This window comes from Xenorhabdus littoralis (assembly GCF_033949345.1).
Taxonomy (GTDB): domain Bacteria; phylum Pseudomonadota; class Gammaproteobacteria; order Enterobacterales; family Enterobacteriaceae; genus Xenorhabdus; species Xenorhabdus littoralis.
This window is the reverse complement of the sequence record NZ_VCDP01000004.1, coordinates 89593-107053: the sequence shown is the minus strand read 5'-3', so window position 1 is coordinate 107053 and position 17461 is coordinate 89593. Positions and strand designations below refer to the sequence as shown.

Genomic DNA, 17461 nt, shown 5'->3' with positions numbered 1-17461 from the left:
GTTCACTCACCTTAGTCATCGTTTTTATAAAAATACGGTTAGCTATGCTCCCCGGGATTCGTTCCTTGCCATCGCGCTGTATTTTGAAATCCATTGGGTCTAAATGTCGCCAACAAAACCGTTGCACCTGCCAGCGACGTAATGCCTTTACCGCTTGTTATTCATGCTCGCCGCTTTAATTTTTTCCGCTTCGTCAATAACCTGATCGGCAGTTTTTCCATTAAGGGATTGAAAATATTTCTGTTCCAGCTTTAGTATCTCCCCATGTTTTATACCATCACTCTTTGTCTCTTTGAATAATTCATCAAAATCGATACTATTGATCATGGTAATATTCAATGAATCATCAAATTGTAATTTTTTATCTTCGGATAATGTATCTCTGATCTTTTCAATGGATGTTTTTACAGTTATTTCATTTGTGCCATCAATTTTGGGTTGATTATCACATCCCACCAATGCTACACCCAACAAACAAACTACCCACATTTTCTTCATGACCAACCCCGCCTATTACCGATAAGATAATAATAGCAGAAGCTGGATAGATAAGTCGTTTTAATAAAAATTTTTATTATTAAATCATGTACATTTATAATTTGGTCATTTTATGCTCGTTAATTATGCAACTTGCTCAAAGCTAATAAACTCTATGATCCCATATCCAAACAAGAAAAGTATAATAGTAAAAACACATTTCATTTAGCTTTGAAATTAGAAGATTTTTTATATTATATCGTTAATTATCTTGACCATTCTCTTAATGATAAGAAAGCCTATCGCGAAAAACGAGTCATGGCGATTTTATCATTAATATGATGACTCACCATTCAATATTATTGCCGTAGAAGCCATTGCCAAATGGCTGCACCCCGATCTCTTCAAGGATATTGATCCTCAGGAAGATAATATTGACGTTCATCAAACATTCACCGCACTTGATGAATCCTGAATTATCAGGTTATTCATTAATAATATATTTAACAATAAGTTAAAATTTATCTATAACAATTATTGATACAGATCTTTTATATTTAGATTAAACTTTTTTAGAAATTAAGAATTTATCCGATAATCACTTCTAAATATATATCCTAGCATACACAGAAACCAAAGTACCCGGAGAATATAATGAAAAAGCTACATGATATAGCCAAAGAGTTGTTACCCACTCAATCTTACAAGATGTTGATTAATGGCAAATGGGTCGATAGTGTTTCGAAAAATACGCTAAAAAGCTATAACCCTGCAACGGGTGAACTACTGACGGAATATGCAGCAGGTAACGCCGACGATGTTGAACTGGCGGTCCAAGCTGCCCAAAAAGCCCTGCCAGCATGGAGCAAAACATCCGCCGCAGAAAGGCAAGCGCTGCTACTGAAAATTGCCGACCTGCTGGAATCAGAAGCAGAACGCTTCATCGTTCTTGAAACATTGGATGGCGGTAAGACCCAAGCGCTGTGTCGTAATTTTGATATTCCTTTCTCCGTCGATCACTTCCGCTATTTTGCAGGCGTGATCCGTGCTCATTCTGATGCTACTGATGTTATCGATAACGATACGCTCAGTCTGGTGATAAGAGAGCCAGTTGGCGTGATCGGACAGATTATTCCATGGAATTTCCCATTATTGATGGCTGCGTGGAAACTCGCACCTGCCCTTGCCGCTGGTAATACTATTATCATGAATCCTGCAAGCCTGACACCAATCACTCTGCTTGAATTGGGACGTATCATGAGTCAGGTTCTGCCACCGGGCGTTGTCAATATTGTGACCGGGCGTGGCTCAATTGTCGGTCAGGCTATCCTCGACCATGAAGGTATTAACAAGGTAGCCTTTACCGGCTCGACAGAAATCGGTTACAACGTTGCGGCGGCGGCAGCGAAAAGACTCATTCCTGCAACACTGGAGTTGGGTGGTAAATCTGCCAATATCGTTTTCCCTGATGCCAATATGAAGAAAGCCGTTAAATATGCCGCCAACGCGATTTTGCTGAATCAAGGACAAGCCTGTGAATCGGGTGCCCGCCTGTTCCTGCATAAAGATATTTATGATGAATTACTGAAATCGCTGAAAATGGTATTTGAATCAGTCAAAGTGGGTGATCCCATGCTGATGGAAACCGAAATGGGTAGCCAGATCAGCGAAGATCAAATGAATACCATTTTGAGTTACGTTGATTTGGCAAAAAAAGAAGGGGCAAACATACTGACTGGCGGAAACCGCATGACAGGTGAAGGATACGATGATGGTTTCTTTATCCAGCCCACTATTATCACGAATGTGACCAATAAAATGCGGGTTGCACAGGAAGAAATTTTCGGGCCGGTGCTGTGCGTTATTCCATTCAGTAATGAAGAAGAAGTCATCGACATGGCCAATGATTCTGAATATGGTCTGGCGGGTGCGGTATGGACGCAGGACATTAACCGTGCCCTGCGCGTTGCCAAAGCCGTAAGAACCGGCCGCATGTGGATTAATACTTATCACGAGCTACCTGCTCATGCTCCTTTCGGCGGCTATAAGAAATCAGGTCTTGGACGTGAAACCCACAAAATGATGTTGGATGCTTATTCTGAAGTGAAAAACATCTATATCAGTACCAAAGAAGATTAATGCGTTAGAAAAAAATGACTTAAAAAATCATCGCCACCTTCACTGGTGGCGATTCAGAATAACTTTATCGATAGCTTGCCCGGTAATAAAATAATCAGTACGTTTATTTAATGTAGTTGTTTAAACCATTTTTTAATATCTTCAATGACAACCGATGATTTATCTTCTTTTTCACGGTTATTGAAAAAATGGTCAAGGCCTTCATAGGTCATAAAAGTAATATTTGGCTTGTTGATTTTGTGTCGCATTTTGTCGAATGAATCAACATTAACGTTGATATCATTCATGTTTTGTATAATCAGAATAGGTGACTGTATTGATGATATTACTGACTGATTATCAATGGATAACGATTCTTTCCACCAGCGAATTCCGTGGGTATCAATAATAGAATCGTCGGGTAGCTTATCCTCTTTAATTAAGGCAAACATTTTATTCACATTTCTGACTTCGTCATCTACTTTTGTTCCCTTATAATTCTTTATCGTACTGTAAATGACATCATCACTAAAATAGCGCCCGCCGGCGTTCATTGATATTGTTACATCGCTGACATCTGAATTTGCTGTCACTAAATTGGCAATAATGGCACCCTCACTTCCGCCTATTAATATTACTTTTTTATAATTCTTTTTTAAGAGGCTTATGGCAGTGATATAGTCCGATACTCTTTTTTTAGGCGAATCATTTAGCATGTATATTTTAGGGCAGTTATCGTATTCTATTGCCACATCATCCTGATTTGATGTATTTGCATTAAGTCCATACTTTTCAACCAGTAAGAGATCACTTTCAGGAATAACCTGACCAAATTTTTTTATCATATTTTTATTTCGTATGGCACTCTTACAATCAGAACCCTGAATGAGAACCAATAGATTTTTAGATTTTCCATTATTTCTTTGAAAAAGATAATAAGTGATATCCTTTTTATCATCAGATGTTAGTGTATGGGTATAAAAATCACCTACGCTTTTAGCGGAAAAAGACAAACTCAGCAGGGATAAAATAAAAATATATTTAATCATGTGATAATTCTCATTTAAATGAATAATAAAACACATGCAACATAGATAACACTTATTTCCCGAAGGGAATTCTCATATATCCAGTTGATTTATAAATAATTTATTAGCATGTCAGAAATACAAATCGCCACCTGTACAGGTGGCGATTTTAATCATAGTTTATTTAATCATTAGATCCAGAAAAACCAGGCAACCGCAGAAATAATAGCAATACATGCCAGATTCAGCACTATGCCCACTCTGACCATTTCTATTTGTTTGATATAGCCTGAGCCATAAACAATTGCGTTAGGTGGCGTTGCAACAGGCAACATAAATGCACAGGATGCACCAATACCAATTATCATCGTCAAGACCATGACCGGCATTCCCAATGCTTCTGCAACCGTAGCAAAAATAGGCACAAGCAACGCAGCACTCGCTGTATTACTGGTAAATTCTGTCAGAAAGATAATAAATGTAGCAATCGCAACGATAATCACAAACCAAGGGCTTGTACCGAAAGTGGTCGCCATTCCATTCGCCATCACTTCGCTGGCACCAGAATTTTTCAGGACAGCACTCAGTGTCAGACCACCACCGAACAGCATCAATACGCCCCATTCAGTGTTATTCTGAATCTGTGACCATGTTGATACGCCAGTAATGCCAATCAGGATAGCTGCGCTCACCGCAATAATTGTATCCAGATCTTTGACACCGCCAAGTGCGTTACTGATAACTGAACTGAAAATCCAGCAAACAACCGTCAGCAGGAAAATGCTCATGGCAATAATGCGTTTGCTATTCCATTCCAGATGCTCCAGTTCCAGATCAAATTTATGGTTCAGGTTCGGGCGCAACATGATGTACATCAGTACTATCATAACAGGCAACAGAATGATCACCATTGGTACGCCATATTTCATCCATGTGACGAAATCCATTCCCAATTGTGCTGCAGCGATGGCATTGGGCGGACTACCTACCAATGTACCTAATCCACCAATACTGGCACTATATGCTACCCCCAACAGTACAAATACAAATGTATTACGTTCAGAGCGTACATCCAGATTCGCCAGAATACCGAGAACCAGTGGTAGCATCATCGCTGCGGTTGCAGTATTGCTGATCCACATGGAAAGTAGTGCAGTAATACCAAATATCAGCAATACCGCTACAGACAAACGCCCACGGGCAATCATCAACAAGCGGTTAGCTATCAATCTGTCCAAACCTTGGATATGTAGCGCCGTTGCCAGTGCAAAACCGCCAAAGAACAAAAAGATAATCGGGTTTGCAAAAGATTTCAGCGCGTCACCAGTATTCATCAATCCCATACCAACAGCCAGAATCGGAATACACAGTGCAGTAATTGTGACGTGAATAGCTTCAGTCAGCCATAACACACCCACAAATGCCATCAATGCCAAGCCTGCGTTTGCTTTTTCTCCATAAGGTAAAAACTTAAGCAGTACTACAAGCAAAATAATATCCAGCGCGAGAATAATTAAGCCTCTTTTATTTGAGGGGGTAGGCCCGATCGCTGGGGTTAAAGATTCAGAAGCGTCCATGAAGACTCCGTAAAACAATGAGACATAACTCTGTAATGTAAAAAGAATACTTAATGAATCATTGCCATAAATGTTAAAGAATTACATTACATTTGAAATAATAAGGAGTATTAAAAAGAAATAAAATACGAGTTGTATAATTTTGGGATCTACTGCGTGGGATTTGTTTAATTTCCGAGTAATTGTTGAGAAATTAAACTAAATTTTTGTTGTTATGTCACATTTTCATTTCATGACAGCACACATAATCACCAGTCGAAATAAAATGTTCTTTCAATAAAAAGACGAAAGAGCATGAACTCTTTCGCCAAAACATAAATAATATTTACTTTTTATCGAATCAGGCTGGCAATTATGCCTGACCTTTGACTTCTTTCAGACCGTTGAAAGGTGCACGGTTACCCAGTGCTTCTTCGATACGGATCAGCTGGTTATATTTAGCTACACGGTCAGAACGGCTCATAGAACCCGTTTTGATTTGGCCTGCCGCAGTACCTACTGCCAAGTCAGCAATCGTTGCGTCTTCCGTTTCACCTGAACGGTGAGAGATGACCGCAGTGTAACCAGCATCTTTCGCCATCTTGATTGCAGCCAGAGTTTCAGTCAGAGAACCGATCTGGTTGAATTTGATCAGGATCGAGTTTGCGATACCTTTATCGATGCCTTCTTTCAGGATCTTGGTGTTGGTTACGAACAGATCGTCACCAACCAACTGGATTTTGTCGCCCAGCACTTTAGTCTGGTAAGCAAAACCATCCCAGTCAGATTCGTTCAGGCCATCCTCGATGGAAACGATTGGGAACTCTTTAGTCAGACCTTCCAGATAGTGGGTGAATTCCTGAGAAGTGAAAGTTTTGCCTTCACCTTTCAGCTCATAGTTACCCGTTTCTTCGTTATAGAATTCAGAAGCAGCGCAGTCCATCGCCAGAGTAATGTCTTTACCCAGTACGTAACCCGCCTTTTCCACTGCTTCTTTGATTGCTGCCAGCGCTGCTGCGTTGGATTCCAGGTTTGGCGCATAGCCACCTTCATCGCCTACCGCAGTACTCATGCCTTTTGCTTTCAGCACTTTTGCCAGATTGTGGAATACTTCAGAACCTATGCGTACAGCTTCTTTCAGTGTGCTTGCGCCAACTGGCTGGATCATGAATTCTTGGATATCTACGTTGTTGTCCGCGTGCTCACCACCGTTGATGATGTTCATCATTGGCAGAGGCATAGAGAATTTACCCGGAGTACCGTTCAGCTCAGCGATGTGCTCGTACAGAGGCATACCTTTCGCTGCTGCCGCTGCTTTGGCGTTCGCGAGGGATACGGCCAAAATCGCGTTAGCACCGAAGTTAGATTTGTTTTCAGTACCATCCAGCTCGATCATGATCTTGTCGATGTTAGTCTGATCTTTCGCATCCTGACCAGCCAGAGCCTGTGCAATCGGACCATTAACCGCAGAGATAGCTTTCAAAACACCTTTACCCATGAAGCGAGATTTATCGCCATCACGCAGTTCCAGCGCTTCGCGAGAGCCTGTTGATGCACCTGATGGTGCAGCGGCCAGACCGACAAAGCCCCCTTCCAGATGAACTTCTGCTTCTACAGTTGGGTTACCACGGGAGTCGATGATTTCACGGCCAAGCACTTTAACGATTTTGGACATTAGGTTTTCCTCAAATCACAAGTTAAATTTCGGGCAACAAGTTGAAGCTAAAAATCAACCCATTGCCCCATATCTTATTTCAACTGGCCTTTCTGGTATTTGCCTGCGGCTTCAACAAAGCCGGCAAATAACGGATGACCATCGCGAGGCGTTGAAGTGAATTCTGGGTGGAACTGACACGCCACGAACCACGGATGTGCTGGGTTCTCAACGATTTCCACCAGTTTGTTGTCGATTGAACGGCCTGCTACACGCAAACCTGCATTTTCAATGCGTTTCAACAACAAATTGTTCACTTCATAACGATGGCGATGACGCTCAATGATGTCATCCTGGCCATAGAGTTTACGTACCAGACTGTCTTCAGTCAGATGGCACAACTGACCACCAACACGCATCGTTCCGCCAAGATCGCTCTCTTCGCTACGTACTTCTACGTTGCCGTCCTCATCACGCCATTCGGTGATCAAGCCAACAACCGGTAACTTACATTCAGGATCAAATTCGGTGGAGTTAGCATCAGTCATACCTGCAACGTTGCGGGCAAAATCAATCAGAGCAACCTGCATTCCCAGACAAATACCCAAGTATGGAACTTTGTTTTCACGGGCATAACGTGCAGTCATGATCTTGCCTTCGATACCACGGCCACCGAAGCCGCCCGGCACCAGAATCGCATCCAGATCTTTCAGTACTTCAACACCACGGGTTTCAACATCCTGCGAATCGATCAGTTTGATGTTGACCGTCAGGCGCTTTTTCAGCCCGCCGTGTTTCAGTGCTTCAATCACTGATTTATAAGCATCTGGCAGTTCAACATATTTGCCCACCATCCCAATGGTCACTTCACCTGATGGATTGGCTTCTTCATAAATGACCTGTTCCCATTCGGACAGATCCGCTTCTGGGCATTCAATGCTGAATCGTTTACAAATATAATCATCTAAGCCCTGAGATTTCAAGAGGCCCGGGATTTTATAAATGGAATCAACATCTTTTAAAGAGATAACCGCTTTCTCTGGAACATTACAGAAAAGCGCAATTTTTGCACGCTCATTGGCTGGAACGATGCGATCTGAGCGGCAGATCAACACGTCCGGCTGAATACCAATGGAGAGTAATTCTTTCACGGAATGCTGGGTCGGCTTAGTTTTCACTTCGCCCGCAGCAGCCATATAAGGCACCAGAGTCAGGTGCATGAACAGGGTGTTTTCACGACCCACTTCTACCGCCATCTGACGAATAGCTTCAAGGAATGGCAGGGATTCGATATCACCGACAGTACCGCCGATTTCCACCAATACAACATCATGGCCTTCTGCGCCACGGATGATGCGGTCTTTGATTTCATTGGTGATGTGAGGGATAACCTGAATGGTCGCGCCAAGATAATCGCCACGGCGTTCTTTGCGCAACACTTCCGAATAGACACGGCCAGTCGTGAAGTTATTGCGGCGTGTCATTTTGGTTCGGATGAAACGTTCGTAATGACCTAAATCAAGATCAGTTTCAGCGCCGTCTTCGGTCACGAAAACTTCCCCGTGTTGGGTCGGGCTCATTGTACCCGGATCGACGTTGATATACGGGTCCAGTTTCATAATGGTGACATTGAGTCCACGGGCTTCGAGTATAGCCGCCAAAGAGGCTGCGGCAATGCCTTTACCCAGAGAGGATACGACCCCGCCGGTCACAAAAATATAATTAGTTTTCATGCTGAACCTGAAAGTTTAGGTTTAAAAGGATGATGAATATAACAGGACGGGAAAGCAGTATACCCTAACCTTAATTTCGCTACAAACCATCTAAACGGGGTAAAGTACCACATAAGCAATAACGCAGTGAAATTCATGCCCGACTTTCTCTTTAAATTCATCAAGTTATTAGTATAAAATTTTTTCACCTGATTCAGGTTATCCAGCCATTTATGCCGCATCCTTTTTGCAACTTCTATACTATTTTCATGCTATTTTTATGCTATTTTTCGTTATCACTACCCTATGACTGCTGCTTTTTAACCCTCTGCCACATGGCTTCCATCTCATCCAGTGTAGCAGTTTCCAATGACAAGCCTTTGTCGAGGATCAGTTTTTCGACGTTACGGAAGCGGTTTTCAAATTTATGGCAGGCTTTTTGTAATGCCATTTCCGGCTTATGCCCCAAATGACGGGATAAGTTCACGACCGAAAATAATAAATCACCCAGTTCTTCTTCCAATCGGGCGTCGTCAACAACGGCCTGTTGCGCTTCGTCCATGACTTCATCAATTTCTTCATAGACTTTATCCAGCACCGGACCCAGTGTATCCCAATCAAAACCAACCGAAGCACAGCGTTTCTGAATTTTATAGGCTTTCATCAGTGCCGGAAGGCTGGCCGGGATATCATCCAACACCGAATGTTGATCTTTTTCTGCCCTTTCTGCGGTTTTACGCTGTTCCCAGCTTCCTATCGCTTCTTCACTGCTGATCCCTGCTTGTTGATTGAAGATATGGGGATGGCGGCGTTCCAGTTTGTCGCATACCGTCTCACAAATATCATCGAAATCGAACTGTTGTTGTTCCTGAGCCATCTGGGCATAAAACACGATGTGAAACAGCAGATCCCCCAGCTCTTCTTTCAGGGCGTCGGTATCGTTGCGCTCAATCGCATCAAGCACTTCATAGGTTTCTTCCAGCGTATAAGGCGCGATCGTGGCAGAAGTCTGTACTTTATCCCAAGGACAGCCGTTCTGGGGATGGCGCAATTGCGCCATAATCCCCTTAATTCGTTCAATAGAGCTTAGTTTCATCTTATCCATGCTTTCATCTTATCTATGCTTTCAACTTATCTATGGTTTCATCTTATCTATGCTTTAATCAATTACCGTGTAAACGTCTGGCTTCAATCACATCAGATAACTGATTGAGCTTCGCCAATACCCGCCCGAGCACTTGTAAGTTATAAATCTCAATATTCATATCAATGGTGGCAAGCTGCTGTTTAACATCGCTGCGACTGCTGACGCCCAGTACATTGACTTTTTCATTGGCGAGGATGGTCGTGATATCACGCAATAATCCACTGCGATCATTGGCAAGTACCCGCACAATAAGGGAATAGCCGCTGGAGTAACTTTCTCCCCATACTGCATCAACGATCCGCTCCGGAGAACTGGCTTCCAACTCCACCAACTGATCACAATCAGCACGATGGATGGAAATCCCGCGACCGCGTGTAATGAAGCCAATGATTTCATCGCCGGGAATAGGCTGACAGCAACGGGCAATGTGGTGCATCAAGTTACCAACGCCCTCAACAACAATTCGGCCATTATCTTTGGTTGTGTTACGCGGAGCATAGGTTTTGCTTTCCAGAGTGCGAAGTGCTTCGCGATCTTCTTCTTCTGCCGTGGTTTTATTGAATCTGTTTTGCAGGAAATTAACCAACTGATGGATGCGAACATCACCAACACCAATACCTGCCAGTACTTCTTCCAACGAATGAACGTTATAACGGGCAATCAGCTCTTTTTCAGCTTCCTTGACGGTGATCCCTAAGTGCGCCAGTTCGTTGTCCAACATTTGGCGACCGGCAATGATGTTTTTGTCGCGATCCTGCTTACGGAACCAATTATGGATTTTCGCGCGGCCACGGCTGGTCGTCACATAACCAAGATTAGGATTCAGCCAGTCACGGCTTGGATTGGGTTGCTTCTGGGTAATAATTTCAATCTGATCGCCCATTTGAAGCTGATAGCTGAACGGCACAATGCGTCCGCCAATTTTTGCCCCAATGCAGCGATGCCCGACATCACTGTGAATGTGGTAAGCAAAGTCCAACGGTGTGGAGCCGATTGGCAGGTCAATGACATCCCCTTTTGGCGTAAAGACATAAACGCGATCATCAAATACCTGACTGCGTACTTCATCCAGCATCTCGCCGGTGTCTGCCATTTCTTCCTGCCATGCGATCAGTTTACGTAACCACGCAATGCGGCTTTCATAACTTCCTGATTTTCCGCCCCCAATCGCAGTACCTTCTTTATATTTCCAATGCGCTGCCACTCCGAGTTCAGAATCATCATGCATCTGACGAGTACGGATCTGGATTTCTAGGGTTTTACCACTCGGCCCCAAAACAACCGTATGAATGGACTGATAACCGTTTGGTTTCGGATTGGCAACGTAATCGTCAAATTCGTCCGGTAAATGGCGATAGTGAGTATGCACTATCCCCAATGCTGCGTAGCAATCCTGCAAACGCTCAACGACAATCCGAACCGCGCGAACGTCAAACAGCTCACCAAAGGCGAGGGACTTTTTCTGCATTTTTCGCCAGATGCTGTAAATATGTTTGGGGCGGCCGTATATTTCACCTTTGATCCCCTCTTTCAGCATGTATTTACGCAGGGTTGTAATGAACTTTTCGATATATTGTTCACGATCAATCCGGCGCTCATGCAACAGCTTGGCAATTTTCTTATATTCATCGGGATGCAGGTAACGGAAACAAAAATCCTCCAGCTCCCATTTTAATTGCCCGATCCCCAAACGATTGGCGAGAGGAGCGTAAATATTGGAACACTCTTTGGCTGCCAGTACGCGCTCATCTTCGCTGGCATCCTTCACTTCCCGCAAATGGGCGATACGCTCTGCCAGTTTGATAATCACACAGCGAAAATCTTCCACCATCGCCAGTAACATCCGGCGGACATTATCGACCTGTACTGAGCAAATTGCATCGGTATGAGTGGCTTTTAGCTGGCGAATGGCATCCATTTCCAGTACCCCATTCACCAGATTCGTGATGCATTTACCAAAAGTCTCTGTCATTGTTTCGCTATCGAGCAGCTTGGCATTAAGGATGGGAAAAAGCAGCGCAGCACGCATACTGTCATTATCCATGCTCAATGTGGACAAGATCTCCACCATTTCTACACCGCGCCACAGCAACAGTTCCGCATCGGGGTGATTTTGGACTTTTTCGCGACAGTAATGCCATGTTTCAGCCAGTTTTTCACTGGATTGTGGATTAGTAATATTTAAACTCGCGATCCACTTATCGACAGCAAATTCACCTGCCGGTGTGAGATGCGCACTTCTTACCGCAACCATAATTTCTCCCTACTCGATAGCCATTGGCTCCCGGCTGACCCTTAGTTCGCGGCTAACGACTAAATAGTGCCATGGATTCCAGATGACTGGTGTGCGGAAACATATCCAGCATCCGCACACTGACAAGATGATAACCCGCCTCCAGTAAAACTTTACTGTCCCGTGCCAGTGTCGTGGGGTTACAGGAAACGTAAACCACTTTTTCGGGGGCCAGTTTTACAATATGAGACATCACGCCCGCTGCACCTGCTCTGGCGGGGTCTAACAATACTTTATTGAATCCCAGCGCTGCCCATGGCTGCCGGTGAATATCCGATTCCAAATTCTCATGAAAAAAATCGACGTTATTAAGTTCATTGAGCTGAGCATTATATTGCCCACTCGCGACCAATGCGGCAACCCCTTCCACACCAACTGCTGCCTGAACTTTAGTCGCAATCGGCAGGGTAAAGTTCCCCATGCCGCAAAACAGATCCAGAACTCTGTCTGTTGGCTGTAAATCCAGCCATGCCAACGCCTGTGATACCATTTGTTGGTTAACTTCATCATTAACCTGAATAAAATCCTGCGGGCTGAACACCAGTTTTAAGCCATTCACCTGATACCAAGGTGCAGCTTGCCCCCCTATAAGAGGTTCAAGGGATTTTTTATCACCCGCTAACTGTTCATCTGATACTTTTTCATCTGATAATTGTTCATCTGATACTTTTTCATCTGATACTTTCTCATCTGATAATTGTTCACCGGCCAAATACAGTGCCACATTATGCTGCACTGAAAAAGTGCGCAGTATCTCCCTGTCCCCGAGCTTCAATGGATCAAGATGGCGCAATACGATTAATGGGCCATTATCCGCCAGCACCAATTCAACATGTCCCAATCGCTTAACTGCATGCAGGCTGTTCAGGCACTGATATAGTGGTTGCAATAACTGTTCCAGCTCAGGGCGCATGACAGAACAACGTTTAATATTTACCAAATCGTTGGTCTGGCTCTGTCGAAATCCCATCAATAATGCGCGCTGTTTGGCATTATATTGCAGGCCAAGCCGGGCACGACGCCGATAACCATATTCTGGACTGTGAATAATGGGATGCGCGCTGATGTTAATTCCGGTTTCCCGCTGAATCAAATGCTCCAGCATACTGGCTTTGGTATTGGTTTGTAGCTCACTAGCCACGTGTTGCTGCTGACATCCTCCGCACATTTTAAAGTGCGGGCAATGAGGCGCTACACGATATGGGCTGTCTGATAACCGTTTGACTACTTTGGCCTTGGCAAACTGGCGTTTTTCCTCTGTCAGTTGGATCTGTGCCTGCTCACCCGGCAATAATCCTGAAATAAAAATAGTTTTTCCCTGATGACGGGCAATGCCTTGCCCTTGTGCATCAAGGTTATCTGCGGTAACGGAGATAATGTCCCGGTTTACGGAACGACGATTTGGGGAGTAAAATTGCACCATGATTCTGACTGACTTTGAAAAATTGAGTTCTGATTTTCCCACAATGGACGCCTATGACCAAATATAGCCTACGCACCCGTATGATGAGCCTGATATTGGTTCCTGTTTTACTGGTCGGAACGCTTGTGAGTATATCATTTATCTCATACCGCTATTACGAGTTGAAGAGCCTGATAGTCCGCAGTGGGATCAGCATCATTGAACCGTTATCCATCGCCAGCGAAGTCGGCATTAATCTGGACAATCGAAAACGCGTCAAATCGTTGATAAACAGCCTGCATCGCCGGAACTCTGAGATAGTCAGGGCTATTGCCATTTTTGATGAACATCATAAATTATTTGATATTTCGAATAACAAATATGATGTCAATCACCTGAGACTCAGCCCTGATGAACTGATCCCAACAACCTTATCCAAGACGGAATATGGTAATAGCATCATTCTGAAGATGCCCATCATCTCAGAAACCCCCTCTTCTCATCAGTGGAATAATACCACCAGCGCGTCTCAGACCATCGGTTATATCGCAATTGATTTGGATTTACGCGCGGCACAGCTTCAACAATATAAAGAGATTGCGACTTCAATCATTCTGTTAATCCTGTGTCTTGGTGGAACCGCCCTGTTTGCTCATGCGCTGGTACGGAAAGTAACACAGCCGCTGAACTGTATGGTCAAAGCGGTGGATCGCATCCGACAGGGGCAACTGAACAGTCGGGTGAAAGGAGCTATGCCGGGAGAACTGGCCGCCCTGCAAAATGGCATCAATACGGTGGCGGAATCACTTTCAAAGTACAAGGACGAAATGCAGCTCCATATCGATCAGGCAACTTCCGACCTGCAAATCACGATGGAACAGCTTGAAATCCAGAACGTTGAGTTGACCATTGCCAAAAAACGGGCGCAGGAAGCGGTCAGGATCAAAACGGAGTTTCTGGCCAATATGTCCCATGAATTGCGCACACCACTGAATGGCGTTATTGGTTTTACCCGTCAGATGTTAAAAACCCCCATTACATCCCAGCAAATGGAATATCTGTATGTCATTGACAGATCGGCCAATAATCTACTGAAAATCATCAATGACATTCTGGATTTTTCACGGTTGGAATCGAATAAACTGGTGCTGGATCAAGTCCCTTTCCTGCTGCGGGATACTGTCAATGAAGTGATTGAGTTACTCACTCCTGCCGCGAGTGTGAAAAACCTGCCGCTGTATCATCATATTGATGACAAATTACCTAACCTGATGATTGGCGATCCTATTCGCTTACAGCAAATACTTACGAACCTGATTGGCAATGCGATTAAATTCACGGACAAAGGCAGCGTCAGACTGGATATTAAATTACGCCAGCAACAGCATCATCTCGTACAGATTGATTTCTCTGTGACCGATACAGGTATCGGCATCAAACCAGAATATCGCCCGATCTTATTCCAAGCGTTCAATCAGGCAGATGCCAGCATTACCCGCCATTATGGCGGAACAGGACTGGGCTTGAGCATCTCCAAGAGGCTCGTCAATGAAATGAAAGGGGATATTGATTTCATCAGTGAGGTCGCCAAAGGTACGGTATTTTATTTTGATATCTGGCTGGAAAAAGACGAGTTTTTATTCGGTTCATTGCCAACACATCTGCCCGTTCCTTCTGTGGCATCGCGTTTACCGATAACAGTTTTACCGATAACAGTGATGGCGGTGGATGATAACCCCGCTAATCTGAAATTAATTGGCACTCTGTTAAGTGAGCAAATCGAAAATACCTTGCTGTGCAGCAGCGGCATGGAAGCGCTGGAGATGGCAAAAAAACACGCTCTGGATCTGATTTTGATGGATATCCAAATGGCAGATATGGATGGCATCCAAACGTCTGAACACATCCACCAATTACCCCAACATAAAGAGACCCCCATTGTTGCTGTCACTGCTTTTGTTTACCCCGAAAACAATGCGTTCCATCATGAAAAAAATACACCTTTTATTGACTGTCTTTCCAAGCCCTTGGATGAAGATCGCTTGCAGGCATTACTGAATAAATACAGCCAGCAGAAAAAACCACAGACAATTGATTGGGATATGGCTTTAAAGCAGACCGCTGGTAAAGAATCCTTGGCACAGGAGATGCTGGAAATGCTGGTGCAATCCTTACCCGAAATGCGAGTCATGATTGAACAGGCTTTAACTGCCGACGGAGAAACTCTCCGCAAACATTTTCAGCATCATGTCCACCAATTACACGGCAGTTGCTGCTATAACGGTGTACCTAAACTGAAAGCCATATGTGAATTTGTTGAAGGGCAACTTCAGCAAGGCGTTGCTCTGGCTGATCTGGAGCCGGAGTTGCTGGAATTCATGGATGAAATCAATCATGTGATTGCAGCAGCCCCCGATGTCCTCAAGGCGACCCGGCCCGTTATTTTGTCACCATAAACTTACGATATTCTTCATAAGCGTAATGATCAGTCATACCGCTGATGTAGTCCTGAATCAGTCGTGCCCGATAATAAAATTCGAGTACATCTTTTTCAGCTTCATCAGTGGCAACAATTCCCTCCACGGCTTCGCCATATGCCAGACGATGTTTGGTGGAAAGTTTGTGCAGCAAACGAGTTTCAATAAAGTATTTTTTGTGAAAGTTATTCTGGTTCAGCTCGATAAAATCCTGTCGGGACAATTCCAGCAAAGGGGAATACACATCCAGTAATCCGGTAATAATCCGATAGCCCTGCAATTCTAATTCTTCTACTTCAGGATGATTGAAAACCTGTTTGCGTGTGACGCTTTTCAGGGTTTCCAGTAAACGGTGTTCATCTCCATCCCCTTCTAACAAAGCGTGGTTAAATGTCCCGTCATAAATTTCCGGCAAATGTTCAATAAACAGCCTTGCTGTATAAGGAACCAATTTGCCGGTGATAAACACCCGCAAATACATAAAAAATTGTTCGTGGATATTGCGACGCACTTCATTGTTAGTCGTTTTCTTATGAGCTTGTATCACCGTGGCTTCGAACAAATCACCTTTCCTTTGTCCCCCAGTCTCTTCCCACTCTTTTTTCAGATATTCCACCAGTTGATCGACATTAAAAATCCCTTTTTCAACAGCATCGTCCAAATCAGCAATGCAGTACGAAATATCATCTGCGGCTTCCATAATGTATGTCAGTGGAAAACGGCAGAATTCCCCCAGTTGCAGCTCTTTTTTCAGCTCACGAATAAAATTGTCTTCTGACCAGTAATAGCCTTTTTTCTTCGTCAGATAACTGAATTCAGCAGGGGATTCCTCCAGACGATAAGCCGGGCAGGTATATTTCAGGATACAGCCGATTTGGGCATAAGTCAGATTCAATCGGAGCAGATTATGTGCCAGACGAATAGCTTGGGCATTACCTTCAAACTGACATAGATCTTTACGTAACTGCCGGCGGAACAGATCTTTCTTTTCTTCCCCTGTCAGGCGTAATGCCGCGACTTTACAATCATCCTGCCGATTTTCCATGTCAAATGAATAGTCCGGATCTAATCGGCGAGAAAACCAATCTTTAATCGCCGCTTCCCCAAAATGCCCGAAGGGGGGATTACCGATATCGTGCATCAAACAGGCCATTTCAATCAGGCTTTCAAAAGCAAGTAAGCGATCACTTAGCCCGTATTGATTCAGCAAATCTTGCTTTGTCAGCTCAGCAATAATCGTTTTTGAAATATAGCGCCCTGTTTGCTGTACCTCGAGCGAGTGGGTCAATCGACTGCGCACGGCGGCGTTACGCTCAAGTGGAAATACCTGCGTTTTTTGCTGCAATCGCCGGATGGCGGCTGAGTTGATAATCCGCCCACGATCACTCTCAAATTGGCGGGTTATGTAATCTTCATCATCAGGATGGATGGAAGATTTACTGAACTTACGTTGGTAATTCAACTTCTGTTTGAAATCAATATTAGACATCAGTCCTCCCATACCGAATGAAACGATTATTTAAAGTTGGGATATCCGGTAAGTCACTATTCAATGATACACTTCCCGACGAATTCAACCCATTAATAACAAGCGAGT

The 17461-nt window shown here is 44.0% G+C and carries 11 protein-coding genes; 2 read left to right on the top strand and 9 right to left on the bottom strand.

All coding sequences use genetic code 11. The features are described from left to right. Positions 1-147 precede the first annotated feature (147 nt). A complete protein-coding gene (locus tag FE394_RS01395; RefSeq protein WP_319924608.1) occupies positions 148-498 on the bottom strand; it encodes a DUF6694 family lipoprotein in 351 nt (116 codons plus the stop codon). 633 nt (positions 499-1131) lie between these two features. On the opposite strand from FE394_RS01395, the gene FE394_RS01385 reads away from it, so the two are divergent. Beyond that, positions 1132-2616: an aldehyde dehydrogenase family protein gene (locus FE394_RS01385; protein WP_319924607.1), complete on the top strand. Its 1485-nt coding sequence runs from the start codon at positions 1132-1134 to the stop codon at positions 2614-2616. 107 nt (positions 2617-2723) lie between these two features. On the opposite strand, the gene FE394_RS01380 is transcribed toward FE394_RS01385, so the two are convergent. From FE394_RS01380 to rlmD, 7 genes are all read right to left on the bottom strand, one after another. Beyond that, positions 2724-3644: a dienelactone hydrolase family protein gene (locus tag FE394_RS01380; protein WP_319924606.1), complete on the bottom strand. Its 921-nt coding sequence runs from the start codon at positions 3642-3644 to the stop codon at positions 2724-2726. Positions 3645-3814: 170 nt separating this feature from the next. Further along, positions 3815-5200, bottom strand: a complete 1386-nt coding sequence (locus FE394_RS01375) for a DASS family sodium-coupled anion symporter (RefSeq protein ID WP_319924605.1) — start codon at positions 5198-5200, stop codon at positions 3815-3817. A 352-nt stretch (positions 5201-5552) separates the two neighbouring features. Next, positions 5553-6854: a phosphopyruvate hydratase gene (gene eno / locus FE394_RS01370; protein WP_319924604.1), complete on the bottom strand. Its 1302-nt coding sequence runs from the start codon at positions 6852-6854 to the stop codon at positions 5553-5555. Positions 6855-6928: 74 nt separating this feature from the next. After that, a complete protein-coding gene (gene pyrG, locus FE394_RS01365; RefSeq protein ID WP_319924603.1) occupies positions 6929-8566 on the bottom strand; it encodes a glutamine hydrolyzing CTP synthase in 1638 nt (545 codons plus the stop codon). Positions 8567-8849: 283 nt separating this feature from the next. After that, on the bottom strand, positions 8850-9650 hold the full coding sequence (gene mazG, locus FE394_RS01360) for a nucleoside triphosphate pyrophosphohydrolase (RefSeq protein WP_319924602.1): 801 nt from the start codon (positions 9648-9650) through the stop codon (positions 8850-8852). A 58-nt stretch (positions 9651-9708) separates the two neighbouring features. Continuing rightward, positions 9709-11946: a GTP diphosphokinase gene (relA, locus tag FE394_RS01355; protein WP_319924601.1), complete on the bottom strand. Its 2238-nt coding sequence runs from the start codon at positions 11944-11946 to the stop codon at positions 9709-9711. A gap of 52 nt (positions 11947-11998) precedes the next feature. Further along, positions 11999-13408: a 23S rRNA (uracil(1939)-C(5))-methyltransferase RlmD gene (gene rlmD / locus FE394_RS01350; protein ID WP_319924669.1), complete on the bottom strand. Its 1410-nt coding sequence runs from the start codon at positions 13406-13408 to the stop codon at positions 11999-12001. 53 nt (positions 13409-13461) lie between these two features. Here rlmD and FE394_RS01345 point away from each other — a divergent pair, with 53 nt between their 5' ends. After that, positions 13462-15843, top strand: coding sequence for an ATP-binding protein (locus FE394_RS01345; protein ID WP_319924600.1), 2382 nt, complete (start codon positions 13462-13464; stop codon positions 15841-15843). Here FE394_RS01345 and dgt read toward each other — a convergent pair. Continuing rightward, the gene (dgt, locus tag FE394_RS01340) at positions 15827-17353 is read right to left on the bottom strand and encodes a dGTPase (RefSeq protein WP_319924599.1); all 1527 of its coding nucleotides are present in this window, start codon (positions 17351-17353) and stop codon (positions 15827-15829) included. The genes FE394_RS01345 and dgt overlap by 17 nt on opposite strands. Between the last annotated feature and the right edge of the window lie 108 nt (positions 17354-17461).